Source organism: Acidovorax sp. A79, assembly GCF_041154505.1.
GTDB lineage: Bacteria > Pseudomonadota > Gammaproteobacteria > Burkholderiales > Burkholderiaceae_C > Acidovorax.
In genome coordinates this window covers 447,119-468,151 of the sequence record NZ_AP028672.1, presented here as the reverse complement: position 1 = coordinate 468,151, position 21,033 = coordinate 447,119, and the positions used below count along the sequence as shown (strand labels likewise).

Annotated in this window: 13 protein-coding genes and 1 pseudogene; 7 read left to right on the top strand and 7 right to left on the bottom strand. The window is 58.5% G+C overall.

The window, feature by feature from the left end:
- The first annotated feature begins 131 nt into the window (after positions 1-131).
- From ACAM51_RS02085 to ACAM51_RS02065, 5 genes are all read left to right on the top strand, one after another.
- Positions 132-1,133 (top strand): site-specific integrase, encoded by a 1,002-nt coding sequence (locus tag ACAM51_RS02085; RefSeq protein WP_369642596.1) that lies wholly within the window; start codon positions 132-134, stop codon positions 1,131-1,133.
- A gap of 167 nt (positions 1,134-1,300) precedes the next feature.
- Positions 1,301-2,494, top strand: coding sequence for an AAA family ATPase (locus ACAM51_RS02080; protein ID WP_369642595.1), 1,194 nt, complete (start codon positions 1,301-1,303; stop codon positions 2,492-2,494).
- Entirely contained in the window at positions 2,491-3,468 is a 978-nt protein-coding gene (locus ACAM51_RS02075; RefSeq protein WP_369642594.1) for a hypothetical protein, read from the top strand. Before ACAM51_RS02080 ends, ACAM51_RS02075 begins: the two co-directional genes overlap by 4 nt.
- A gap of 8 nt (positions 3,469-3,476) precedes the next feature.
- Positions 3,477-5,054, top strand: a complete 1,578-nt coding sequence (locus ACAM51_RS02070; RefSeq protein ID WP_369642593.1) for a DUF262 domain-containing protein — start codon at positions 3,477-3,479, stop codon at positions 5,052-5,054.
- Positions 5,051-5,632 (top strand): SOS response-associated peptidase, encoded by a 582-nt coding sequence (locus ACAM51_RS02065; protein WP_369642592.1) that lies wholly within the window; start codon positions 5,051-5,053, stop codon positions 5,630-5,632. Before ACAM51_RS02070 ends, ACAM51_RS02065 begins: the two co-directional genes overlap by 4 nt.
- A gap of 35 nt (positions 5,633-5,667) precedes the next feature.
- Here ACAM51_RS02065 and ACAM51_RS02060 read toward each other — a convergent pair whose 3' ends face one another.
- From ACAM51_RS02060 to ACAM51_RS02030, 7 genes are all read right to left on the bottom strand, one after another.
- Positions 5,668-6,471 (bottom strand): DNA/RNA non-specific endonuclease, encoded by an 804-nt coding sequence (locus tag ACAM51_RS02060; RefSeq protein ID WP_369642591.1) that lies wholly within the window; start codon positions 6,469-6,471, stop codon positions 5,668-5,670.
- Between the two features lie 389 nt (positions 6,472-6,860).
- The gene (locus tag ACAM51_RS02055) at positions 6,861-7,940 is read right to left on the bottom strand and encodes a hypothetical protein (RefSeq protein WP_369642590.1); all 1,080 of its coding nucleotides are present in this window, start codon (positions 7,938-7,940) and stop codon (positions 6,861-6,863) included.
- Between the two features lie 504 nt (positions 7,941-8,444).
- A complete protein-coding gene (locus ACAM51_RS02050) occupies positions 8,445-9,569 on the bottom strand; it encodes a hypothetical protein (RefSeq protein ID WP_369642589.1) in 1,125 nt (374 codons plus the stop codon).
- Positions 9,566-9,784 (bottom strand): helix-turn-helix transcriptional regulator, encoded by a 219-nt coding sequence (locus ACAM51_RS02045; protein WP_369642588.1) that lies wholly within the window; start codon positions 9,782-9,784, stop codon positions 9,566-9,568. Before ACAM51_RS02045 ends, ACAM51_RS02050 begins: the two co-directional genes overlap by 4 nt.
- Before the next feature lie 178 nt (positions 9,785-9,962).
- Entirely contained in the window at positions 9,963-10,703 is a 741-nt protein-coding gene (locus ACAM51_RS02040) for a hypothetical protein (RefSeq protein ID WP_369642587.1), read from the bottom strand.
- The gene (locus ACAM51_RS02035; protein ID WP_369642586.1) at positions 10,690-12,018 is read right to left on the bottom strand and encodes a tyrosine-type recombinase/integrase; all 1,329 of its coding nucleotides are present in this window, start codon (positions 12,016-12,018) and stop codon (positions 10,690-10,692) included. Before ACAM51_RS02035 ends, ACAM51_RS02040 begins: the two co-directional genes overlap by 14 nt.
- Before the next feature lie 312 nt (positions 12,019-12,330).
- A complete protein-coding gene (locus tag ACAM51_RS02030; protein WP_369643912.1) occupies positions 12,331-12,951 on the bottom strand; it encodes a tyrosine-type recombinase/integrase in 621 nt (206 codons plus the stop codon).
- Here ACAM51_RS02030 and ACAM51_RS02025 point away from each other — a divergent pair.
- Together ACAM51_RS02025 and ACAM51_RS02020 are read left to right on the top strand one after the other, a co-directional pair.
- Positions 12,919-13,171, top strand: a pseudogene (locus tag ACAM51_RS02025) (IS5/IS1182 family transposase); the annotation flags it as partial. The gene ACAM51_RS02030 and the pseudogene ACAM51_RS02025 overlap by 33 nt on opposite strands.
- Positions 13,172-13,533: 362 nt before the next feature.
- Positions 13,534-20,946: a carboxypeptidase regulatory-like domain-containing protein gene (locus tag ACAM51_RS02020; RefSeq protein WP_369642585.1), complete on the top strand. Its 7,413-nt coding sequence runs from the start codon at positions 13,534-13,536 to the stop codon at positions 20,944-20,946.
- Positions 20,947-21,033 lie beyond the last annotated feature (87 nt).

Genomic DNA, 21,033 nt, shown 5'->3' with positions numbered 1-21,033 from the left:
ATGGTTCTCGGAAATTTGCTCTGATTTAAGGTAGCGATAAGACGCAGTTATCGACTACCAGATGACCACCAAAACGGCCCCTTTCGCGGGCCGTTTTTTATTGTTTTTCCAACCCGTCCATAGGACTCACCATGAAGAAAATTCGCACTCCGCAGGAGGGCGCTGGCGCAGCTTTGTCTGCTCGCAGCACCGCCGCATCCAACAACGCGCCGCAAACACCGTCAGAGGGCGTTTTGAGCGGCTTTTCGGCCATAGCCGAGCAGTTCATAGCGGCCAGCCAGTCAGCGGCTACCAAGCGTGCGTACGCCTCTGATCTGAAGCATTTTTTTGCCAACGGCGGGAGTGTCCCAGCCAGCCCTGCGGCTCTGGCCGAATACCTGGCCCGGTGCGCGGAAAAATTGTCGGTCGCCACCTTGGAAAGAAGACTGACCGCGATCCACAAGGCTCACCTCGAAAAGAATCTGGAGTCCCCGGCCCGCAGCGAAACCGTCAAGCGCGTGATGCAGGGCGTTCGCCGAGTCCTGGGCACCAAGCAACGGCAAGTTCAGCCGATAGTCAAAGACGATCTGCTGGCGGCGCTCGTGATGATCGACAGGCAGAAGATGCCCATCAAGGCTGCACGTGATCGTGCCTTGCTGCTCATTGGGTTTGCGTCGGCCATGCGTAGGTCGGAGCTTGCGGCTGTACGTGTGGAGCATCTGAGCTACCTAGCTAATGGAGTAGAGATTTTCTTGCCGTCGAGTAAGACCGACCAGGAACGCCATGGCCGGACAGTGTTCATTCCGCACGCCAATGGTGAGCGTTGCCCAGTGCGTGCATTGGCCCATTGGCTGGAAGTTTCTGAAATCAGAGAGGGGTTTGTGTTCCGTGCCGTCAGCCGCCATGACCGCGTTTCACGGGATGGTCTTTCAGCACAGTCAGTGGCGCTTGTGGTGAAGGCTTCGGTGGAACGCGTTGGAGGAGACGCGAAAAAGGTTAGCGGTCACAGTTTGCGGGCTGGCTACTGCACAAGCGCGGCTGAGAAAGGCTTACAGCCGTGGCAGATACGAGAGCAGACGGGGCACAAGTCGGACGTGACATTGGCGAGGTACATCCGCCCCGTAGCAAGGCGGAACATTCCGAGCTTGCTTTGACTATTACACCGAGTGAAGCTCCGTGTGAGTCCTGCCGCCGATGGTGACACCCATCCATCACGCCCGCGGCCGCGCTGCTGCGCCCGACAATCGAAAGTAAGCGATGCAACTCGTACACTCATGTTCAAGACAGCAGCCGCACACAGTCAAACGCCAAGGTACCGCCAATGATCAGTTCTTTCGAGGTTCGGAACTACAAAGGATTCCGCGATCACCAAATTGTCGAGCTATCGCCGCTCACACTTCTGTACGGTGAAAACAGTTCAGGGAAGAGCGCACTTCTCAGGCTGCTTCCCTGGATCGCGGAATCAATGGCGGATGACCGCCCTGGTCCGATACTCGATGGAGCCGTGGGGAAAGAAGCACTATGGAGCGATCTTGCACATATAAGTGCCCCCAGACATCCAGTTGAAGTAGCAATCAATTGGCAATCTGGTCATCGTGCAACCTGGATGTTCAGAGGTGGACAGCTTCCCGGAAGTTGCGAGTTGAAGAGCCTTCATCTTGAAACGCGCGATAGGCACTGGAACCTGGAGGACGACGGCGACGGCTCGTGGCAGGGTCAAATTTCAGGCGTCAGCGGATTGCTTCCCTCCGTCGACGAGGCTATCTGGCTCGCTAATGTTGATTGCCTACGCTACGATTTTCGTCTGGAAGTGCAGTGGCTACAAGGCATTCGAGCGCCGGTTCCTCGGGTGGAAAAGGGGATGGCATCTCCCCCTGGTCGTCTATCTTCAAGGGGAGAGGGGGTGGCTCGATTCCTGTATCAATGGGATCGCCTTGCACGCTCTGAAAATGAAAAGCGCGCACTCGATTTTGTTTTAACTTTTTTCCGCCAACTCGGGTTCGAGTTGAGTGCATCAGACATTGCGCCGGGTTTCTTCAGATTAGACGTGGCACCTGTAGGAAACCCCACGGGAACAATAAATCTCGTAGACACGGGGGAGGGCTTGACCCAAGTCTTGGCACCACTTGTTGCGTTGGCGCGCGCTGCACATGGCTTAGGCCCAAGAATCGTGTGTCTGGAACAACCAGAACTTCATCTCCATACTGACGCACAACGCGCGCTGGCAGCTTCTATCGCGGACGCATCCGCGGCTGGCGCACAGATCGTCATCGAAACACACTCAGAGGTCCTTCTTGCGGCAATCCAACTTGTAATTGCAACACGGAAGGAGCAACTATTGGGCCGCGACGTTGCATTATATTGGGTCGAGCGGCGCGTCGATCCCGTGTCGGTGGCAAGGCGTATTCCAGTAAACGACAAGGGACACATAGGTGGCGGATGGCCCATCGATGCTTTCGGTGATCTTTTGCAGATTAAGGGAGAACTGCTGCAAGCGTATAGGAGCATCCCTTGATCGTCGATATCCAAGACTTAAGCTGGACTTACGAGGATGGCGAATGGAAACGTTCTCTAGTTGATTTTCTTGTGTTGCTCTCTTTGAACCGGCAGCACGCGGTGATAGCACAACCTGATGCCCTGCTTTCATGGTGCGAAAATTATCTTCCTACGCATGTTGATTACTTTAAGACACGACTTGCTTCTGCGCAGTTTCGCTCCAACTCCTTAACCATCCACGTATCCCCTGGGGGCGCGAACGAAATAACATCTGCGCCACCATGGCATGTATCAGCACAGGCCGCGTACGGGTTAATCAACCGGCCTCTTCGTCTGGTTCTAGAAAATGATCAGTCAGACAAGCTTTTTATTGAGGCGACTATACCAGCATTTTCTCAATGGTGTTCTTTAGGATGGATTTCTCCAGCTATGGGTGGAGGATCAGCGATGCAAAATGACATCGCAATCACCGCGAGCGATCAAACGTCAAAATGGCGTACATTCTACCTATTTGATAGCGACCGCTTGCACCCTGGGGAGCTATCTCCCGGATGGTCCCCTCCGGCGGGAGACAGTTGCCAAGGTCATAAGTTTGAGGCTGCCTGCGTCAATTTGCCTATTGAACGGTGGCATAGATTAGAGCGCCGGTCTATCGAAAATTACCTCCCTGAAAACGTGCTTACACCTGTAAACAACGTTTTGAGCAACACCCTTTTCAGCGGCTCGATAGGAACGATGGTGCATTTCTACAACTTCAAGAAGGGATTGGCTGGGGACGGGATATTCCCGCCCAGCATTAACCAAGTTGCCCGGGCGGCACGATCTCAAGGTTTTTGGACGGCTTTGCCTATGAATGACATTAATACCCTTCAAAGCGGATTTGGCTCTTCGATTTCTAAAGAATTTGGTAATGTGCCTGCAAATTTTCCTTGGCCCGCTGATGTGTTGGCAGAGATGTATAAACTTGCAGACGCTCTTCAAGATGCGATATAGGAATTGAAATGAGTGAAACCCCAAGTTATGTCTCTCAGCCACAGGTAATCGATCTACCGAAACTGCTCGCAGATGTTAATGCCGGCCATATTCAAGTCCCCAAGTTTCAGAGGCCATTTGTGTGGGAGGATGAGCGCCGGGTGGAGCTACTCCGCTCATTAAGAGCTGGAATTCCAATTGGCAGTCTGCTAGTGTGGAGGACTTCCCAAGCTCGGCTCCCTAGTTTCGAGACAATTGCAGGAGTAAAAATACCGCGCCCTGCAAAAGGGCAGACCATTAGCTATTTGCTCGACGGTCATCAGCGGCTCACTACACTTTTTGCTGCATTTCTCGCGCCAACCACGCCAAAAAAAGTTAAAAATGCTGGGGCGGAAGATGATATTCCAAGTCCGATTTACTTCGATCTTGAACAAGACGATTTCGTGGTGGGCAACCCAACAGGCACATGGTCTTGCCTGCCGCTCTATCTGTTCCTAGATGCAGTGGCCATTCGCCAGCATTTTCGAGGGAAGGAGAAAGAAGGTGGCTTAATGACGGAGGAAGTGGATAGACTTCAGGAAATAGCAGAGGGCGTGTTATATGCAATGCAGTGGTGCCGTATACCTGTCATTCCACTCAGCACCGATGATGTTGAATTGGCGACACGCACTTTCCATCGCGTGAACAGCCAGGGTGTGCCGATGACCGAGTTCCATATGGTCGCAGCCCTGACTTGGGGAGACGAATTCGACTTGCGGGAGATTTTCGAGCGCGAATGGGCTAAGTGGCGACTGCCTCCCGGATGGGAGCCTGCCAGCGAGCAGCAAACCTTGAACGTGCTTAAGGGGCTGCTTGGCATGGATGTGGTGCGAGCGCCGGGAGACCTGCTCGTCAGGAGGATTCGAGATAGACCCGAGCTTGCTAGTCAACCTGTAGAGCTGATAGCACGAGCGATGAATTTTGCTGCGAGTAATTTAGCGCACACGCCCGCTGCAGTGCCCTATCAGATGCAACTGACCCTTACCGCGATTGCACTGCACGAATTGCCGGATGATGATCTTTTCATCGACGAAGAATGGCTAAGGCGATGGTGGGGGCTTACCACGGCCTGGGGCAGCTTTGCCAGCGCAGCGACCCACCGAGTTCAGGCTGCTCTAAGGCATCTTCGGGCCGGCCTTCAAGGACAGCGCGAGCCATGGCCGGAACTCTTGTTTAGAAGTACCGAATCTGCACCTCTGCCGACTCTCGATATGCGGAACGCCAGAGCGCGGTACTTTGCTGACGGGTACGCTGCTGGGTGTGGACAAACTGAGTTGCTACGCACTCGCGGAGCAAGGGCAATTATTTCTCTTTATGGCGGACAAGGTTCTCAACTCGGTAACCGATTCATCTGGCCGTCTGAGGAGTTAGATGTGCTTTACACAGCACTTGAGGTAGGAAATATGCGTTTGCTGCAAGGACACTTCATTGATCAGGAATGCCTAGCTGCATGGCGATCTCAAGACATTGAGTTTTTCGTCACCAGGAGGGAGGCGAAGATGAATGCATTTGAGGCGGAATGGTTCCACGCACTTCGGCCAGCAGAATTCATTGCTGGCGCGGCTTGATCGCCATTGCGCCATGCAGCGCTAAAGGCAAAACTGAGGGACCACACTGTAGAGAGTCGTTTCCTGGGTACGCGGCGCCAATCATTCGCGCTGACGCTAGCGCTGCTTCAGGGCTGAAAGTTGATCTGGGGTTGTTTGGCCTGATCCCAGGTTGGGCTAAAGACCGGAACATTGGCCGACGCACCTACAACGCGCGAACCGAGACCGTGGCGGAAAAGCCCAGCTACCGGACGGCATGGCGACGCAGGCAAATGTGTTTGGTGCCCATGGAGCGGTTCTTTGAGCCCTGCTGGGAGACCGGCAAAGCCGTGCGCTGGAGCATCCACCGTCAAGACTGTGAGCCGTTCACAGTGGCCGCAATTTGGGACAGTTGGACCGACCGAGTAACTGGCGAGATCGTCGAGTCGTTTTCGATGTTGACCATCAATGAGGATGGCCATCCGATCATGGGCTGGTTTCACAAACCGGCTGACGAACGGCGTAGCTTGGTGGTGCACTCCATGCTCTCTGAGATGCCGGTTCAACAGTACACGTCAGAGGAAGCAGGAACTCCGAAACCTCAGTTGGTGCTCTTGTAGAGTTGGCAAGGTCACGGCACGGGACGTTGCTTCGCTTATGGCTTTGAATGCAGAAGTGGCAGGAACGCTACACCGGTTCTCTTCACTAGCTCAGGGTATGTGATTGGCCGATCTACTGTCACGCCCTCTCGATTTTCTTGCCAGTGTGCCCACGCTCTTTGGGTCGTAGCGTCGTACACCAACTTGTAGAGATAGGTTGGCACCTTCACCCCGTTGCGACCAATCCGTGGACCAGCGTCTGTGAACACCGGCCCTGTGATCACATACACGTCTCCCCTGGCGCGTTGGATATAGCGCCGGGTATCTTGCTCAATCTTGTTCCAAGCACCGCCGTTTTGCTGCGCATTCTGAGGAACCATGTTTGCAAGGCTAAAGCTCTGTGCCATAGCAGTAGGCGTGGTCATATCTCCCGCCGGAGCCATGTGTCCACGGCTGTAGCCGGAACCTTTGTAGTCTTCTAATTCGGCCCGCTCTCCGCTGGGCAAGCGAGCGTCGGCAAAGAATCGCTTAGCCCGCTTCTCGTCAGCCGCTTTGAGCATTGCGCTGTTCAAGCGCTGGGCCACGAAGACAGGTGTCTTGGTCGTTCCGCTGTGCAGCACCGCGAAGGCCTCATAACAAAGCTCGCGGAATTGCGGTTGCGGTGCTACGGCGGGCGGAGTGCTGTGTGCAAAGAATTGCGGGCACTTGGCAAAGCTTGTCGGCTCGGGCGTTAGTAAAGCAGTGCTATCAAACTGCGGAAACCGTGCCCATGTCGGGGTCGTTAGAAACGCACCCGCAAGGGCCAATGTCAGTACGGCGGACAGGCGCGTTTGGCCTTGTCGGTAGGAAAGAAGATTCACGACGATTTCAGATAACTTAGTCAGTCCAGATTAAAGCAGTGAGCGCGGAAGACCCAGCGCGTAGAGGTGTTAGACGCCATTGGCACGACCCGAACAAGGGGTCGTTGGTGACGGCTACCAATGTGGCGGGCGCCGCGTAATTTGGGAAGGCACTAAAGATTCTTTTGCCGCCGGTAACAGCCACCATGTAACCGAATCGTCTTTTTGGCTGCGCTGGACGCTACTGGACTTTGGCCAAAAATATTGCCGCTGACTGCGGAAAGATGCGGCATTGGTATGCCGTTTGCAGCCACCAGAACAACCTGCAAGCGCAATTTTCTGCTTAGCTGGTACGGTAAGTGCCGTGACGGCTGAAAAGCGCTCAAAACGCGATCCAGCCGAAGCGTTACTTACCGCGCGCGACGGCGTTTTACCGGCTGCTTCTCTGCATGGCTGTCCGGCGACTCGAACGCTTCCGGCGGGAACATCCGTGTCTCGCGCAGAGCATCACATGCCTGCAGCCACAGCTCTCCTGGTTTCCACCACGTCGCCTGATGGCTGCGCCAGAACGCATGCACTTTGCGCGCGTGCTCGGTGTGCTTGAACGCATCCAGAGCGGCTTTGACACCGTCCTGGCGGCACATCGCAAGAAACGCTTTCTCGATCAGTGGATCAAGGTCAATTCCAGCGACAGAAAGATCAGCAAAATGGAAGCGGGCAAAGCGGTTTGTCTGCTGCGGCAGCTTCCAGAGGGGCAGGCCGCGCATCTTCTTGCCGCGCACTTCAACGCGAACGATCTCGGGACCTTCTAGCACTCGCTTCAACTGCTTGATCTTGTTTGACTTCAGCGGGTCGTCGTTGAAGCCGGACGAACTGGACTGAGCAATCGCCAAGATCGCTGCGTGAACAAGCTCTTGCTGCTTGTTGTAGGCAGTTGTCTCGTAGTCACTTCTGACGCTGCCAAAGTTGTATCCCTCGATAAAGCCGCCTTTGCCAACGCGCTTTGCCATCATGCTCATGCGCTGGGCGTTGTCGTAGCGCACCAGCATGCGGGTCAGGGCAGCATGGTAAATGTCCACAGCAAAGTGAACGACGTTTAACAGCGGGCGACGCATCAACTCGTTGTACTCACGACGACCGATCAGACCACGCATAACACGATGGATTTGCTGGGCGTCGCCATCGGCAAACTTTGCGGGGTTGCACTCAATGCGAATGCCGCCCTTCTGGCGCACCGTGTCAACGGCACCGATCTGCACCAGCGCCTTGCTACCGCCAGCAAGCAGGATGTTGAAGTTCTCACGGTACCGGGACTTGCCGAAATAGGCGCGCTCACACGCTCCAGATTCGATCAGCTTGTTGATGCTGCTGCGCAGCTTCTGGAGCACGGTATCTTGATCAAGGCGGTCATAGGACCAAGCCAGGATGAAGGCCAGACCATCGACAGCGGGCGGTTGGGGAGTAGATTGCGAACCGGGACGAATTTTCATATCACTGCTTTCTAGACTTGATGGATGGAGCCGATAGCTCTCGGGCATATCGACTGCATCTGCTGCATGTGGCTGGCGCCGCACACGCACTGGCATGAACGTTATTGCCGGGTGGGCATGCTGTTGCGTGTGAGTGCGATCAGGCGCTGTGCACCATGCTGCTGATGCACAAGTTATTTACAGTTTTAGTTTTTGGCTCTGAGTGCAGATGGCTGGTGAAGCCAGTTGCTGCAGTCAGTGGTTGGTGCAGCAGAAAGCCGCCTGCAGATGCGCAAAACCGGGCTGCGCGTGCCACGCGTCTTAGTGTGCTGGTGCGGCGTGATTTGCTGCTGCTGGTGAGTAGTGTTGGTACTGCTATTTGTCGGTATAGCTGGTACTGGTCACAAATCTCACACATCACATAGCTCAATCACACTCTTGTTAGAGTCACTGGAACCACTCGCCAATACAACAATTGCACGGGGTCTCATTTGCACTCAGAGACCCCGTGCTTGATCGCCATGACTACCGCTGCTTGCGAGGGATCACAACGTCTTTGTTGCGCGTGTTGCGCTCGTTGCGGCTGGCTGGCGCAACAGGTTTTGCACGATCAAGATCGTCAAGGTCATTGCCGTCGTCCTCGTCATCGTCTGCGGCCCAATCATCCGATTGATGTTCGCCGTCGTCGTCATCATCCGCGTCATCATCGTCAACCGAATCAACCTCGCTAGATTCTTCCTCTTCGATGGGGTCGAGATCACAGGCTTCCAGCCATTCGGCCAACATGTCACCATCCCAGCCGTCTGGCACAGTCCCAGACACCATGCGGAGCTTGCGACTCACATTCGATTTATTGAGACCCACAAGATTGCCAATCTGTTCCAAGCTCCATTCGTTGGCCTTGAGGATCGCCATCAAGCGCGTCTTCAGATCATCAGCGACGTAGGGCGTAATTTCGGTTTCAAGACCATCATCACCCAGCCGAACGCAGCAAAGCACCTTGCCGCTGCTCGGACTCAGAGGGCTCGCAAGCCCCGGACAGGAAACAACGAAACCTTCATCGAAGCCCGGATTTGGTTCGCACGGCGTGACAACGAAAAGCTCGTTTGGAGTGCCCGAAATTTTGGCCTCATCCGCAACTGCCGGGCAGAACAAAATAATGCGGGCGTTGTACTTCTCCGCTGCACGGCGCAGTTCAAGCAGTCCTTGAAGATCGGGATTTATATCAGGCGGCTGTTGCAGAACGACGCAGCCGCCGTTCTTCAGAGCCTTCAACCGGCCCACGATCGAAACGGATGCTTGATTCGTCCAATCAAATGCGCAAGAAGCCACACGCTCAAAAGACTGGCATTTTTTGAATGCCGGTGCCATGAGGCCCAGCTTGGCGTGAAGCCCACGCACCTGTTCGAGGTACCGAGCAGGACCGCTGTGCACGCATACGATACTGGAGCATTCCGGCAATGGAATGGGCAGGCGCGACGAACCCTGCGCCAGCTCTTTAAGGATCGCTGTATAGACAAAATGAACCAGTTCGCCATACGGACCCACGACCATTGTGAGACCTGGTTCAAGTGCAGAGGCTTGAGTGACGGACTCCGCCAATTGGCTCAGCTTCTTCGGCGTGAGGGGACGGTGGAAATCACGGGTCATGCTGCACCACCGATCTTCTCGTTGCGTTCGGTAATGCGTGCTTGGATGTATGCCTCGACTTCGCTCTGCGGCCAGGCCACCATGCGTGGGCCAACCTTGACGCCGGGCTTGAACAGACCTGCCGCGATCCGGTTGTACAGGGTGGAGTTGGACCAGCCGGTCATCGCGAGTACGCGACGCTTGCGGATAAGTGCTTCTTGAAATTGCTGTGTCATTCTGGGTTCCTTTGCGGTTGATTGAGTCCTGCAGAACTCGTTTGGGCCGGCTTGGAACGCAGTAGACGTTGGATGCTCTCTATCCGATGTTTAACTTTCCAGGAGGTTGGAAAGTTTCCAGAGGTGATGACGAACTTGCCAAATCAGCCATCGGAACTTTCCAAGTTTTTCCAAAGACCTACTGGCGGAAGTATTCTTCCAGCATCTTCTTGGCTTCTGAGTATTCTTTGCGGATTACGCCTTCGTTGAACCCACTGTAAGAAAGCAGTCCATTCGCACGCGCTTTCTCTGCGATAACGACTTCAGCAAGTCGTTCAAGGGCTGAAAAATTCAGCTTCCCTGCTCTGATGCAAGATTCCGGTATTCGACCGTCAGTAGCAATCCATTGTTCTATTACTTCAATCAACGCCCCCATGCGCGCAAGTGTGTAGCGCTCACCTTTTGGTATTTTTTCGGGCTCAAGTTTGTGGACAACCGAACCACCTGCTGTGGGAAGAATCAATTGGTTAGCCGGACGATCTGTGAGGCCTGCGGCCATGTGATGTATGTCAGTCCAGCCTTGGACCTGCCCAAAGGCCAACATATCCAGTAGTGATACGTATTTTTCTGCGATCCTAGAACCCGTTGCATGATGTTCCCGACTTGGCAAAAGCGGATGGACTCCGTACTGCCGTATCGCAATTAGCTTTCTGTCCCTGAATTCTTGGTGCTGCTCGGCAGAAAGCATTTCTCTTAGTTGTCTTGATTTGGACGGTGGTTCAACGTTTAAGGTGAGGACTACGGCTTGCCAAAGCCTGCAGGTGCCACTTTGCCGCCAAAAGGTCCAGCGCGGTGTCGGGATGGGAAGTTGAGCGGAATCGGTTACAGCATCTTCCTCATCTGCGACAAATTCACGCGCCGGTGATTTATTGGTTGCCATTGCGCTTCTTCGAGTCTGAGTTGGTGGGCTTCTCAAGCAAGTTGAACAACGTCATAAGAGCTTGCAGTTTTTCTGCAATGTAGTCGTGCCCATCGTAGTGGCGCGCCTGAACGCCAGATATGCCATGGGATTGCAGACGACCCCGTATGTCCGCAGTCACGCCAGCACTGGCCAAGATTGTCTCCACACCGGATCGGATGCGTTTGGCTTGAAATTCTGGCAGCGCGTGCGCCGCCTCTGTCGCCCACGCGCTAAGCGTCGTTGCCGCCAAATGGGTTTCACCTTTGTCAGTGCTAATCGCATAGACGCCTTGCGGTTTGCATTCAAGCAGGGCCGCTGCTGCCTGCGGTATCAGTGGAACGGAATGAGGTCGCGCAGGTTTTCCGGGGCGTCCCTTGCCGTCATAAAGCGTGATAACGTTTTCCGCGACGTTGTCCGTGCGCAGCGTGACCAATTGCTGGATGCGTTGACCGCCTGTCAGAAGATGCAGCCGGAGAACGGAGCCACGAAATCCAGGCGCGTCCTTGATAGCGCGCCAGTAGAGTTTCAACTCGTCTGCGGTTAATGGTCGCTTGTCAGCTTTGTTCGCGCTTTCATCCGGTTCGGTGTCGGCTGCGGGGTTGGCGGTGACGTTGTAACTTTTGAACCTCACCGGAATACTGGGCTTTGACCGAGACGCTCTGGCCATTTGATATGCGGCGCGGACATAGCTGCGCAACTTGTTCGCAGTGCGACCTTTCCCCAGCTCCAGAGCGCGGCGCATCATGTCTGCAACCTGTTCGCCAGTCACTTGGTTTGCGGGCAGGGTCGCCACTTTCGGCCATGGCTCAAATATGTGCACTTTGCAGATGCTGCGCACATCCTTGTGAGCAACGCGGCCCAGTGCTTCCAAATGGTTGGCGTAATCAATAAGCAGACTCTTGAGCGTGAAATGTTCGGCCTCGGTTTTGGCCGCTTCGACTTTGGCGCGCTCTTTTTTCTTGGCGGCAACGAGGGCAGGGCGACCGCCATCTTGCTTGTGCTCATGATGCTCAATGGCCAGAGCCTCTGCTGCGCGGACGGCTGCAGCATATGAGTAGCCACGCTCCGTGGGCGTCAGACTCTTTGGTGCGGCAGCTGGATCGTAAACACCGATCTTCACTCGCTCGCTGGCAGAACCCATGCTGTAGCGCCAGTAGAAGACAGCAGCGCCAGCGGCTTGTTTGCGAGCTTGCAACGCGCCTGTTGGCTTAATTTTTGTCAGCGTCGTGAAGACGCCAACCGGCATTTCATTAATGACTTGACCAGGTGTTTTTGTTGCCAGATTCGTTGCCAATTTTGAGTCCGATCAGTTGCCCGTTGCCAGATTGTTGCCAGAATTTTTTCTGATGGCAATCATCACTAACGGACTATTTTGGACTGTAATCTATCAAAAATCAACAACTTATGTATGATTGCCAGATTCAATGAATCCAGGGGAATCCACTGATTTCAGACTTTTAATCCGTTGGTCACAAGTTCGAATCTTGTACGTCCTACCACCAACACCGCGTTATGCATTGAAAGCCTGCTATCTTATCAATAGCGGGCTTTCGTATTTTGTGCATCAAATGAGACATGGATTGAGACGTGCCTCATATCCAGTACCTCAAAGCACTGCGATTTCGTTGGGCTGTGCGGTCGCATTCCAGCGCGCCTTGATGTACTTTTCCGTCGTCGATTTGTCGGCGTGCCCGCAAAGAAGCTGGATCTGCTCGATGGGCGTACCGGCCAGCCACATGTCCGTCGCTCCCTTGCCCTTGAGGTCCCGAAAACCGAAGCTGTCCATCAGCGGCAACTCCTTCTTCGCACGTTTCTTGTTGGCCTTTTCGATGGCTTTCGTGAGCATCGAGGTGATGCCGGAGTAGGTGTAGCCTTCGCCCTTGAGGTTGTGCACCAGGGGCTGGTCAATGCGAGGGACCGGGCCCAGTGCCTTTTGGATCAACACCTCGATCTTGTCGGTCACCGCGATCTTCACTTTGCGACCGGTCTTTTCTTGTTCGAAGAACAGCACGCGCTGCTTGGAATGCGGATCCGTGGCGAGCACCACAGGCGTCCAGCGGATGATGTCGCTTTCGGGGCGCTGCAACGTCCGGTAGGTGAGCCCCATCAAAAGCCGCACCTGGTTGCCCGCGCATTCGTAGACCTCCTGGTACTCTTGATGCGTGACGTAGCGTTCGCGCTTGTCCTCTGAGTTGGCAGTGCCATCGACGGGAGAATGACACGCCATGCGGGCTATGCAATCAGCCAAACCATCCGCAAGCGCATCAAGGAGCACTTCGGTTGAGGCAAGACCGTAGGGCGCATCCGCCAGAGGGTTTACCGCGGCATTTGAGCGGGTAGATCAGCACTTCAAGCTGACCATGACAGCCAGCAACATCGTGCGGATGGCGCGGATATTCAGTACGACCGGACCGGTGGCGAGCCGTTGGGGCGTAAAGAGCAGTTGATCCCCGCTGCGCGACAGCATCAAGTGCTAACGAAACAGGCTGCTCGCTGAGCGCCTGCGATCGAAAAATAGATGATCTTGGTCGCAAGCGCTGAATTTCAACCTCCTGTTAGGGTCCTGAATTCGTCAGCAAGAACTGACCCGTGCGCAGAAACAGCAGTTGGGGCGCACACTGTGGCGTACCAAAGGCTAACAATTCGTCACATATCCCCTGCGTCGTTGCTCGTACCATCCGCCCATAAAAACAGTTTGCAACAAAGCTCTGCGTCAACGCACCAGTGGGAGGGGATGCGAAGCCTACAAATGGGCTGGATCTGCCTGCCGCCTTTTTGCGTGTGATGAGAGAAGAGGGGGATCTCATTCATGCGCGCGACGGTCGTACACCGCGCAGCGGCTGCCGTGCGGCAGTGGCTGTGCATTGCCCTGGTGGCCATTCCTTGCAGCGGTTGGGCCGATGCGGCGACGGGGCTGGCGTGGCTCCAGTCCCAGGTCCAAGGAACAGGGCAGTTTGCAACCCCGTCGGGCGCCGCATCGGACCACCAAACCCGCTGCGAAGTCGCGCGCACCCTGCTGGAACTCTCCACCGCCGGCGCTGCCGCAGCCGCCGTAACCGCTGCGCTGGATGCGGCACCTCTGGCAGAGACCGTTACCGAGGTCCTGGCCTGCACCCAGTGGCTTCAGCAACAGCAAAGCCAGATCCCACGCACCTCCGAACTGCAAAGCCGCCGCACAACCAGCAACGGTTTTGCGGCGTTTGACGGCCAAACCGGCCCCAGCGTTCTGGACACAGCCTGGGCCCTGCAGGCCCTGGCCGGCCAGTGGAGCAGTGCGCAGGCCGAACCCACGCTGGCTTGGTTGCAGCAACAGCAAAAACAAGACGGCAGTTTCACCCAAGGCATCGGCAGTGACCTGCTGATCACCGCCAGTGTTCTGCGCAGCCTCAAAGAGCACCGCCAGCGGTCCGTGACCGCCGCCGCCATCGCAGACAAAGCCGCCAGCTACCTGCTGGCCCAGGCCAATGCGGCAGGGCACTGGCAATCCGATACCGGAATCACCTCCATCGTCTACGAAGCCGTCCACCCCCACAGTGGCGCGCAGCCAGCCCTCGCATCGACCGTTAAAACCTGGCTGCTTGCGAGCCAGGCCGTCAACGGCGCGTGGAACAGCGACGACCCCTGGACCACTGCCGTCGCGTTGCGAGCTCTCGCGTTGACCGGACGCCCACCCGTCAGCCCCGGACAATCCGCACTGCAAATGCAACTGGTCGAAGCCAGCACCGGCACTCCCATCCCCGGCGCACAGGTCACTGGCACGGGAGCCGGCAACCTGAGCGCCAGCAGCAACGCATCGGGCCAGATTCTTCTTCAAGGCCTGGCCCCCGGCTCATACAACCTGACCGCCACAGCCCAGGGCTACAGCACCGTACAGTTCTCGGTCACCTTGCAGCCGGGCGAGAGCACCAACCTGGGAGTGGTGCAGATGCTGGGCTCCACCAGCGCCACCACGGCCGTGGTCAGCGGCACGGTACGGGACAGCGCCACCGGTGATCCTCTCGGCGCGGCGACCATCACCGTGGCCGCCCAGTCCCTGACGGCCACAACCGACGCTCAAGGCCGCTACCTCATCACCGGCGTGGCGCCAGGAGCCATCAGCATCATCGCCGCCAAGACGGGGTACTTTGACGCGTCCGGCCAAGCCAGCGCCCTCGCCGGCCAGACCCTGAACTTCTCGCCCAACCTGGTGCGCAACCCCGCGGGCGGTACAGGGGGAAGCGGTGGAACCAACGAGTGCCGTATCGCGGGCACCATCACCAAAGCGGCTGATGGCACCCCCATCGCAGGCGCTACCGTGGCACTCAACGGAACCAATACAGGCGCCACCACCACGGATGCCAACGGCGCCTATGCACTGACCGGCCTGCTCTCGGGTGACACCAGCATCGGCGTCCACCAAACCGGGTTTGACACGGTCATAGCCAATACCCGCCTCAACTGCAACCCGCAAGGCAATACCGCCCTGCAGTACTCGCCCAAGCTCTACGCCAGCAGCCAAAGCCCAGCCGACGCCAACACCGCCAGCCTGAGTGGGATTGTGGTGGATGCCCGCACCAACCAGCCCATCGCGGCCGCGCAACTGACCTTCACCACCAGCACCGGCGTTGTGCGCACCGCCGCGAGCCAGACAGACGGCCGCTTTGCCGCCAGTGGCCTGGATGGCGCCAGCGTGCAACTGACCGTCGCAGCCACGGGGTACCAGGGCCTCACGGCCGGCTACCTGTTGCAGCCAGCGCAGCCCATGGACCTGGGGCAGATCCGCCTGCGACCACCGCAAGTGACGCAGCTGAGCGTCGATCTCCAGATCGTGGCAGTCCGGCGCCACACCACCCAGACCGACCCGCAGACCCTGCGCGTCTCTGGCGCAATCCAAGTCCAGGTGCGCAATGCAGGCACACAGGACGCGACGGCGAACGTGCCCGTGCTGGCTTTCCAGGACGGCAATGGCAACGGCCAATACGACGTGGGCAGCGACACCGTGCTGGGGCAAAGCACACTGGCCTCAGCGCTGGCAGCGGGGCAATCCCAGACCGCATCGATCAGCGTGGCGGGCCTCTTGCCGTTTCGCGATGCGCCGATCCATGTGGTGGTCGACCCTGCGGGGAGCGTGACGGAGAAAGACAAGGCGAACAACGTGCGCTCCAGTGCGCAGGATGTGATGTTCACTCCAACGCCAGGAACATTTACGCCCAAGTTGAAATGGCACTGGGATGGGAGTAATTCACCTTATCCCGAATACAACCAGGTAATGATGGCACCTGTTGTCGGTCGGGTTCTCGACACTAACGGGGATGGACGGATTGATGAAGCCGATACGCCATCCGTCATTTTTTCAACATTCACTATTTCTGAGAGTTACAACGGAGGAGCGACGATCCGCGTCGTCGATGGAAAGACCGGGAACCATCTGCTCTCCATTCGAGACCCGATTATCGCTGCTGCGGGTAATTTGGCCATTGCAGACCTGGATGGTGATGGACAACCAGAGATAGTCGCGATAACGCGCAATTATGAGGTCGTGGCTTACAGAAACACCGGTTCGAAATGGTGGGTTTCAGAAACTACCACCTCAGCCGATGGGTATCCGGCATGGGGTGCTCCATTCATAGCTGATATCGACGGCGATGGAAAGCCGGAGATCGTCCACGGCAAAACGGTTCTGAATTTTGATGGCACTACTAAGTGGAAAGCTTCCGGAGCACATGTGGGAAGCTCTTTTCAGAACAATGGCCGTTTCTCCATCCCACTTGTCGCGGACATTCAAGGCGAGGGAATAGGGCAGATCGTTTTGGGGGGATCGCTTTATTCGGCAACTGGTCAGTTGTTGTGGCATGCACCCATGGATGGCTTCACTGCGCTGGGTGACTTTGGAGGCAGTGGAACTCCTTCGATTGCAATCGTGCACGCGGGTGTTTTGTCGCTCCTAAGTGCCACTGGGCAAATTATGTGGTCAGTCAACTTGCCTGGAGGGGGGATGGGTGGTCCGCCGACCATAGCGGATATGGATGGTGATGGGGTGCCTGATATAGGAGTTGCTGGAGCGGCTGCATATTCTGTTTTCCGCGGGGATGGGTCGCTCCTTTGGAGTAAGGGATCACAGGATGGATCGTCCCAGATCACTGGGTCTACGGTATTTGACTTCGATGGCGACGGCGTGGCTGAAGTTCTCTACGCGGATGAAATCAAGCTGCGGGTGTTCAAAGGAACCACGGGTGAAGTGCTATGGGAGCAGCCCAACACGTCGGGAACCACCATCGAGTACCCCCTGGTCGTAGACGCCGATGCAGATGGGCGCGCGGACGTCGTGCTGGTTTCCAATGACTATGCGACGATTGCCAATGCCACCCAGTACACGCACGGCGTGCGCGTCTACGAAGACGCCAACGGAGGCTGGGTTCCCACACGCAGCATCTGGAACCAGCACGCGTACAGCATCACCAACATCAACGACGACCTGAACGTCCCGCGCAACCCCGAGCCCAGCTGGAAGAGCCACAACACCTTCCGCCTGAACCGGCGCATGGATGCGGACCCCCGGGCCATTGCAGACCTCACGGCCAGCTACGTGCGCATTGTGGACATGGGCACCCAGCCCGGCTCGCGGATCACCGTGCGGCTGGGCAACGCGGGCTCCTACAAAGTCCCTGCGGGCACGCCGGTGGCCATCTACAACACCGACCCAGCGCTTGGCCAGCCCGCAGCGCAGGCCCTGGTTGCCCAAGGCGTGACGCAGACCGTGCTGGACACGGGAGCGTACGAAGACCTGGTGCTCGTACCCGCACTGCCCCTGGCCCAGCTCAGCGCACAAGGCACCGTCTGGATCGTGGCCGACGACGACGGCGCCGGCAAACACAGCCTGCCCGACTTCGACCGCAGCAACAATACCGTGGCCGCCGACCTGGGCGCCATGGCCAGCAGCTTGCAGATCACGGTGGTGACCGACAAGCCCGCCTATGCAGAAACCGATGCCGCCACCTTCACGGCCACCGTGCGCAACGTCGGCAGCTTTGCACGGCAGGCACTGGTGCGCTTCACCGTCGAGGACGCAGCAGGCCGCGCCGTGGACATCCTGCCGCTGGGCGCTGCGATCCCTGTCGCACCCGCAGCCAACGGCCAGACCCAGGCCCCCTGGACTGCCGCCGCCGTGCTGGCCGATGCGTACCAGGTGCGGGCCGAACTGATCACCCCGCAAGGCGTGGTCTACGGCAGCGCCATCGCCCCCTTTGCCGTGCAGGCAAGTACAGCAGCGGGCTCCAGCAGTCTCAACAGCACCCGCATCAGCACCGACCGTAGTCAGTACAGCGCCACCAGCACCGTGCTGATCCAGTCGCGCATGGCCAACCTCAGCACCAACCAGCTGCAGGACGACCTCGTGCTCACCACCACCGTGATCGCGCCCAACGGGCAAACCGTCTTCAGCCGTGCTGAAGCCATCGCCCAGGCCACACCGCGCAGCCAGCGCCAATACCAATACAGCCTGGCTGCGGCATCTTTGGCGCCCGGCCTGTACCAGGCCAAGCTCCAGCTGACAGGGCCCTCCGGTGCAATGCTCTCGGCCAGCACCACCAGCTTCACCCTGGGTGACACGCAGCAGACCGGCGCAGGTGTCATCGGGCAACTGCAGGCCAACCCCTCCACCGTGGCCCTGGGAAGCGAGACCCAGCTGCAACTGGACATCGCCCACCGCGGCAACGCTGCGATCAGCGGCGCCACCCTGCGGGTGCGTGTGCTCAACCCGGATACCGGCGCCGTGCTGGCCACCTTCACCCAGGCCAACGTGCAACTGGCCGTGGGCGCATCGGCCTCGTATACCTGGAGTTGGGCAGCAACCGGCACGGCAGGCGCTGTGCTGCCCGTCGCCGCGACCATCGAGCTGAACGGCAGCGGAACAGAGACCGCGCTGGCACAAGCCACCGTGCAACTGACCGCCAGCACCGCGCTGCAACCCTTGACCGGCACCCTCACCGCCACGCCCAAGAACCTTCACGGTGGCGGAGCGGTACAGCTGAACTACAGCGCCAGCAACCCCAATGCCCGCAGCATCGACGCAGACTTCACGCTGAGCGTGCGGACGCTGGGCAGCAGCACCGTGCTGGAGCAATGGCTCCTGCCGCAGACCCTGCCCGCCAATACCAGCCTGGCGGGCAACAAAGGCTGGACGCCAACCGGCGCGGCAGGTGCCAGCTATGAAGCCAGATGGACCGCGACCGTGAATGGCGCCACCACCACGCTGGCCACCGACACCTTCAGCACCGCAGCCCCCGGGGCCAGCGTGCAGGCCCAGATCGGCAGTGGATCGGATGCCCGCATTCTCCTGCTGGTGAGCTGCAGCACCACCGACGACGGACAAGCTCAAAGCACCTCCTGCGACCAAGCCAAAGCCCAGGCGCTCCGTGCCTACCTGGGCAGCCAGGGCCTCAAGGCCGTGGTGGTCACAACCCGCGCCGAGTTTGAAACCGAGATGCGCTGCGGCAACTTCAACGTCTACTGGATCAGCGGGGGCGCCGACAAGCTCGGCGACACCGCCGTCAAGGAACTGCGCGAAGCCGCCGAACGCGGCGCCGGGCTGCTCCTGGACGGCGCGCAGTCCGCACGCGACAGCATCCTGCACAGCGTGCTGGGCGTCACCGCGCAAGGCAGCGGCGGGCAGGCCAACCCCATGGCATCCCTCGGTGGCACCCTGTACAGCGCCGCAGGCGATCTGCCCGTGCAAGGAACCCCCGTGCGCTACAGCCTCAACGGTGCCACAGGGCAGGGCACACTGACCGGCGGCGCAGTCGCCATCGCCAGCCGCGACGTAGGCAAGGGCCGCGGCCTGGTCTTTGCCTTCAGCTTCGCCACCTTGGCGGCACAAGCTCAGGCCAGCACCGACAGCCAGCTCACCGCCGTGCTGCAAAGCAGCCTGCGCTACCTGGGCAGCCCCGCCTTCAACACCGGCGTCCCACACGCCCCCCAGACCCTGGCGACAGAGCTGTACAACAACGGCTCCGAGGCGGTCAACGTGCGCCTGCAAGCCACCTTGCCAGCGGGCGTGCAATTCCTGGGCGCCAGCCGCGCCTCCATTCCCACGGCCCCCGTGGCGCAGGCCAACGGCCAGACCCTGGTGGAGTGGCGCATCGACTTGGCCGCAGGTGCATCGGCCGTGGTCAGCCTGCACGCCAGCGCCGCCGCCGAAGGCAGCTACAGCGTGCCCATCCTCGTGGAGACCCGCAGTGCGAACGGCGGTGCGAACGCACCGGCCGCAAGCCAGACCCTCACGCACAGCCTCGTGGTGCGCAGCGCCCAGAACCTGGCCGGCGATGCGGGCCAGCTCGTGGCAGCACTGCAGGCCAACGGCACGGCGGATGCCAACGCAGCCGTCACGGCCCGCTCGGCAGCCACCAGCGCCGCCCAACTGATGGGGCAGGGCCGCCATGCGGAAAGCCTGCTCCAGTGGGTTGCCGCGGCCGACGCCGTGCGCAGCCTCAGCGGCAGCGTCAATGCACAAAGCAAGGCCGAGGCCCGCTTGGCCATTGCACTGGCGCTGCAGGCGGCAGAACGCCAGCTGTGCCAGCAATGGGCCTGCATCACCGGCGAGCTGGAGTTCCGCGTGAACAACCAGACCAGCCGCCAGGTGCCCCTGCAAGACACCATCGTGGGCAGCCGCACCATCTTCAACAACTGCCCCCCGCAGATCAAGGACATCCCGGTCACCTCGCTCTGGATCAACCGCCGCACCGGTGCCAGCGTGCAAAACCTCTGGGACAACCTCACCATCCCGGGCCACCAGAACAACCGCCGCGACAATGGCTGGCAGGCCCTGGGGCAAGACGGCGACACCATCGACGTCACGCTGACCGCCGAATGGCAGGGCCAGCTCCGGCACCTGGACCGCGACGCCTTCCGCATCATCGTCAACCCGCCGGTCCTCTCCGGTGGCGTCACCGCCAGCCCCGCCCATGCCAAGGCAGGGCAAAACGTCAACATCACCCGCACCATCCGCAACAGCGGCGCCATGGGCAAGGACATCCCCGTGCAACTGCGCACAACCAACGTCACGCGTGGCGGCAGCACACAGATCTGGAGCCAGGCGCTCACGCTCAACCCGGGCGAGACCAGCAACGGCAACACCAACTGGCAGGTGCAGGGCACCACAGGAGACGTGGTCCGCGTGCAGCTGATCGCAACGCTGGGTGCGGCCGAGCAGATCCTGGGAACCGTTGACTTCACCGTGGACCCGTAGGCCACGAGCTGCCGACACAACGGAACCTATAGCCAAGCCCTTGTAAGTAATGCAGGGCACAGAACAAAGCTGAGAGGGAGAAGAAAA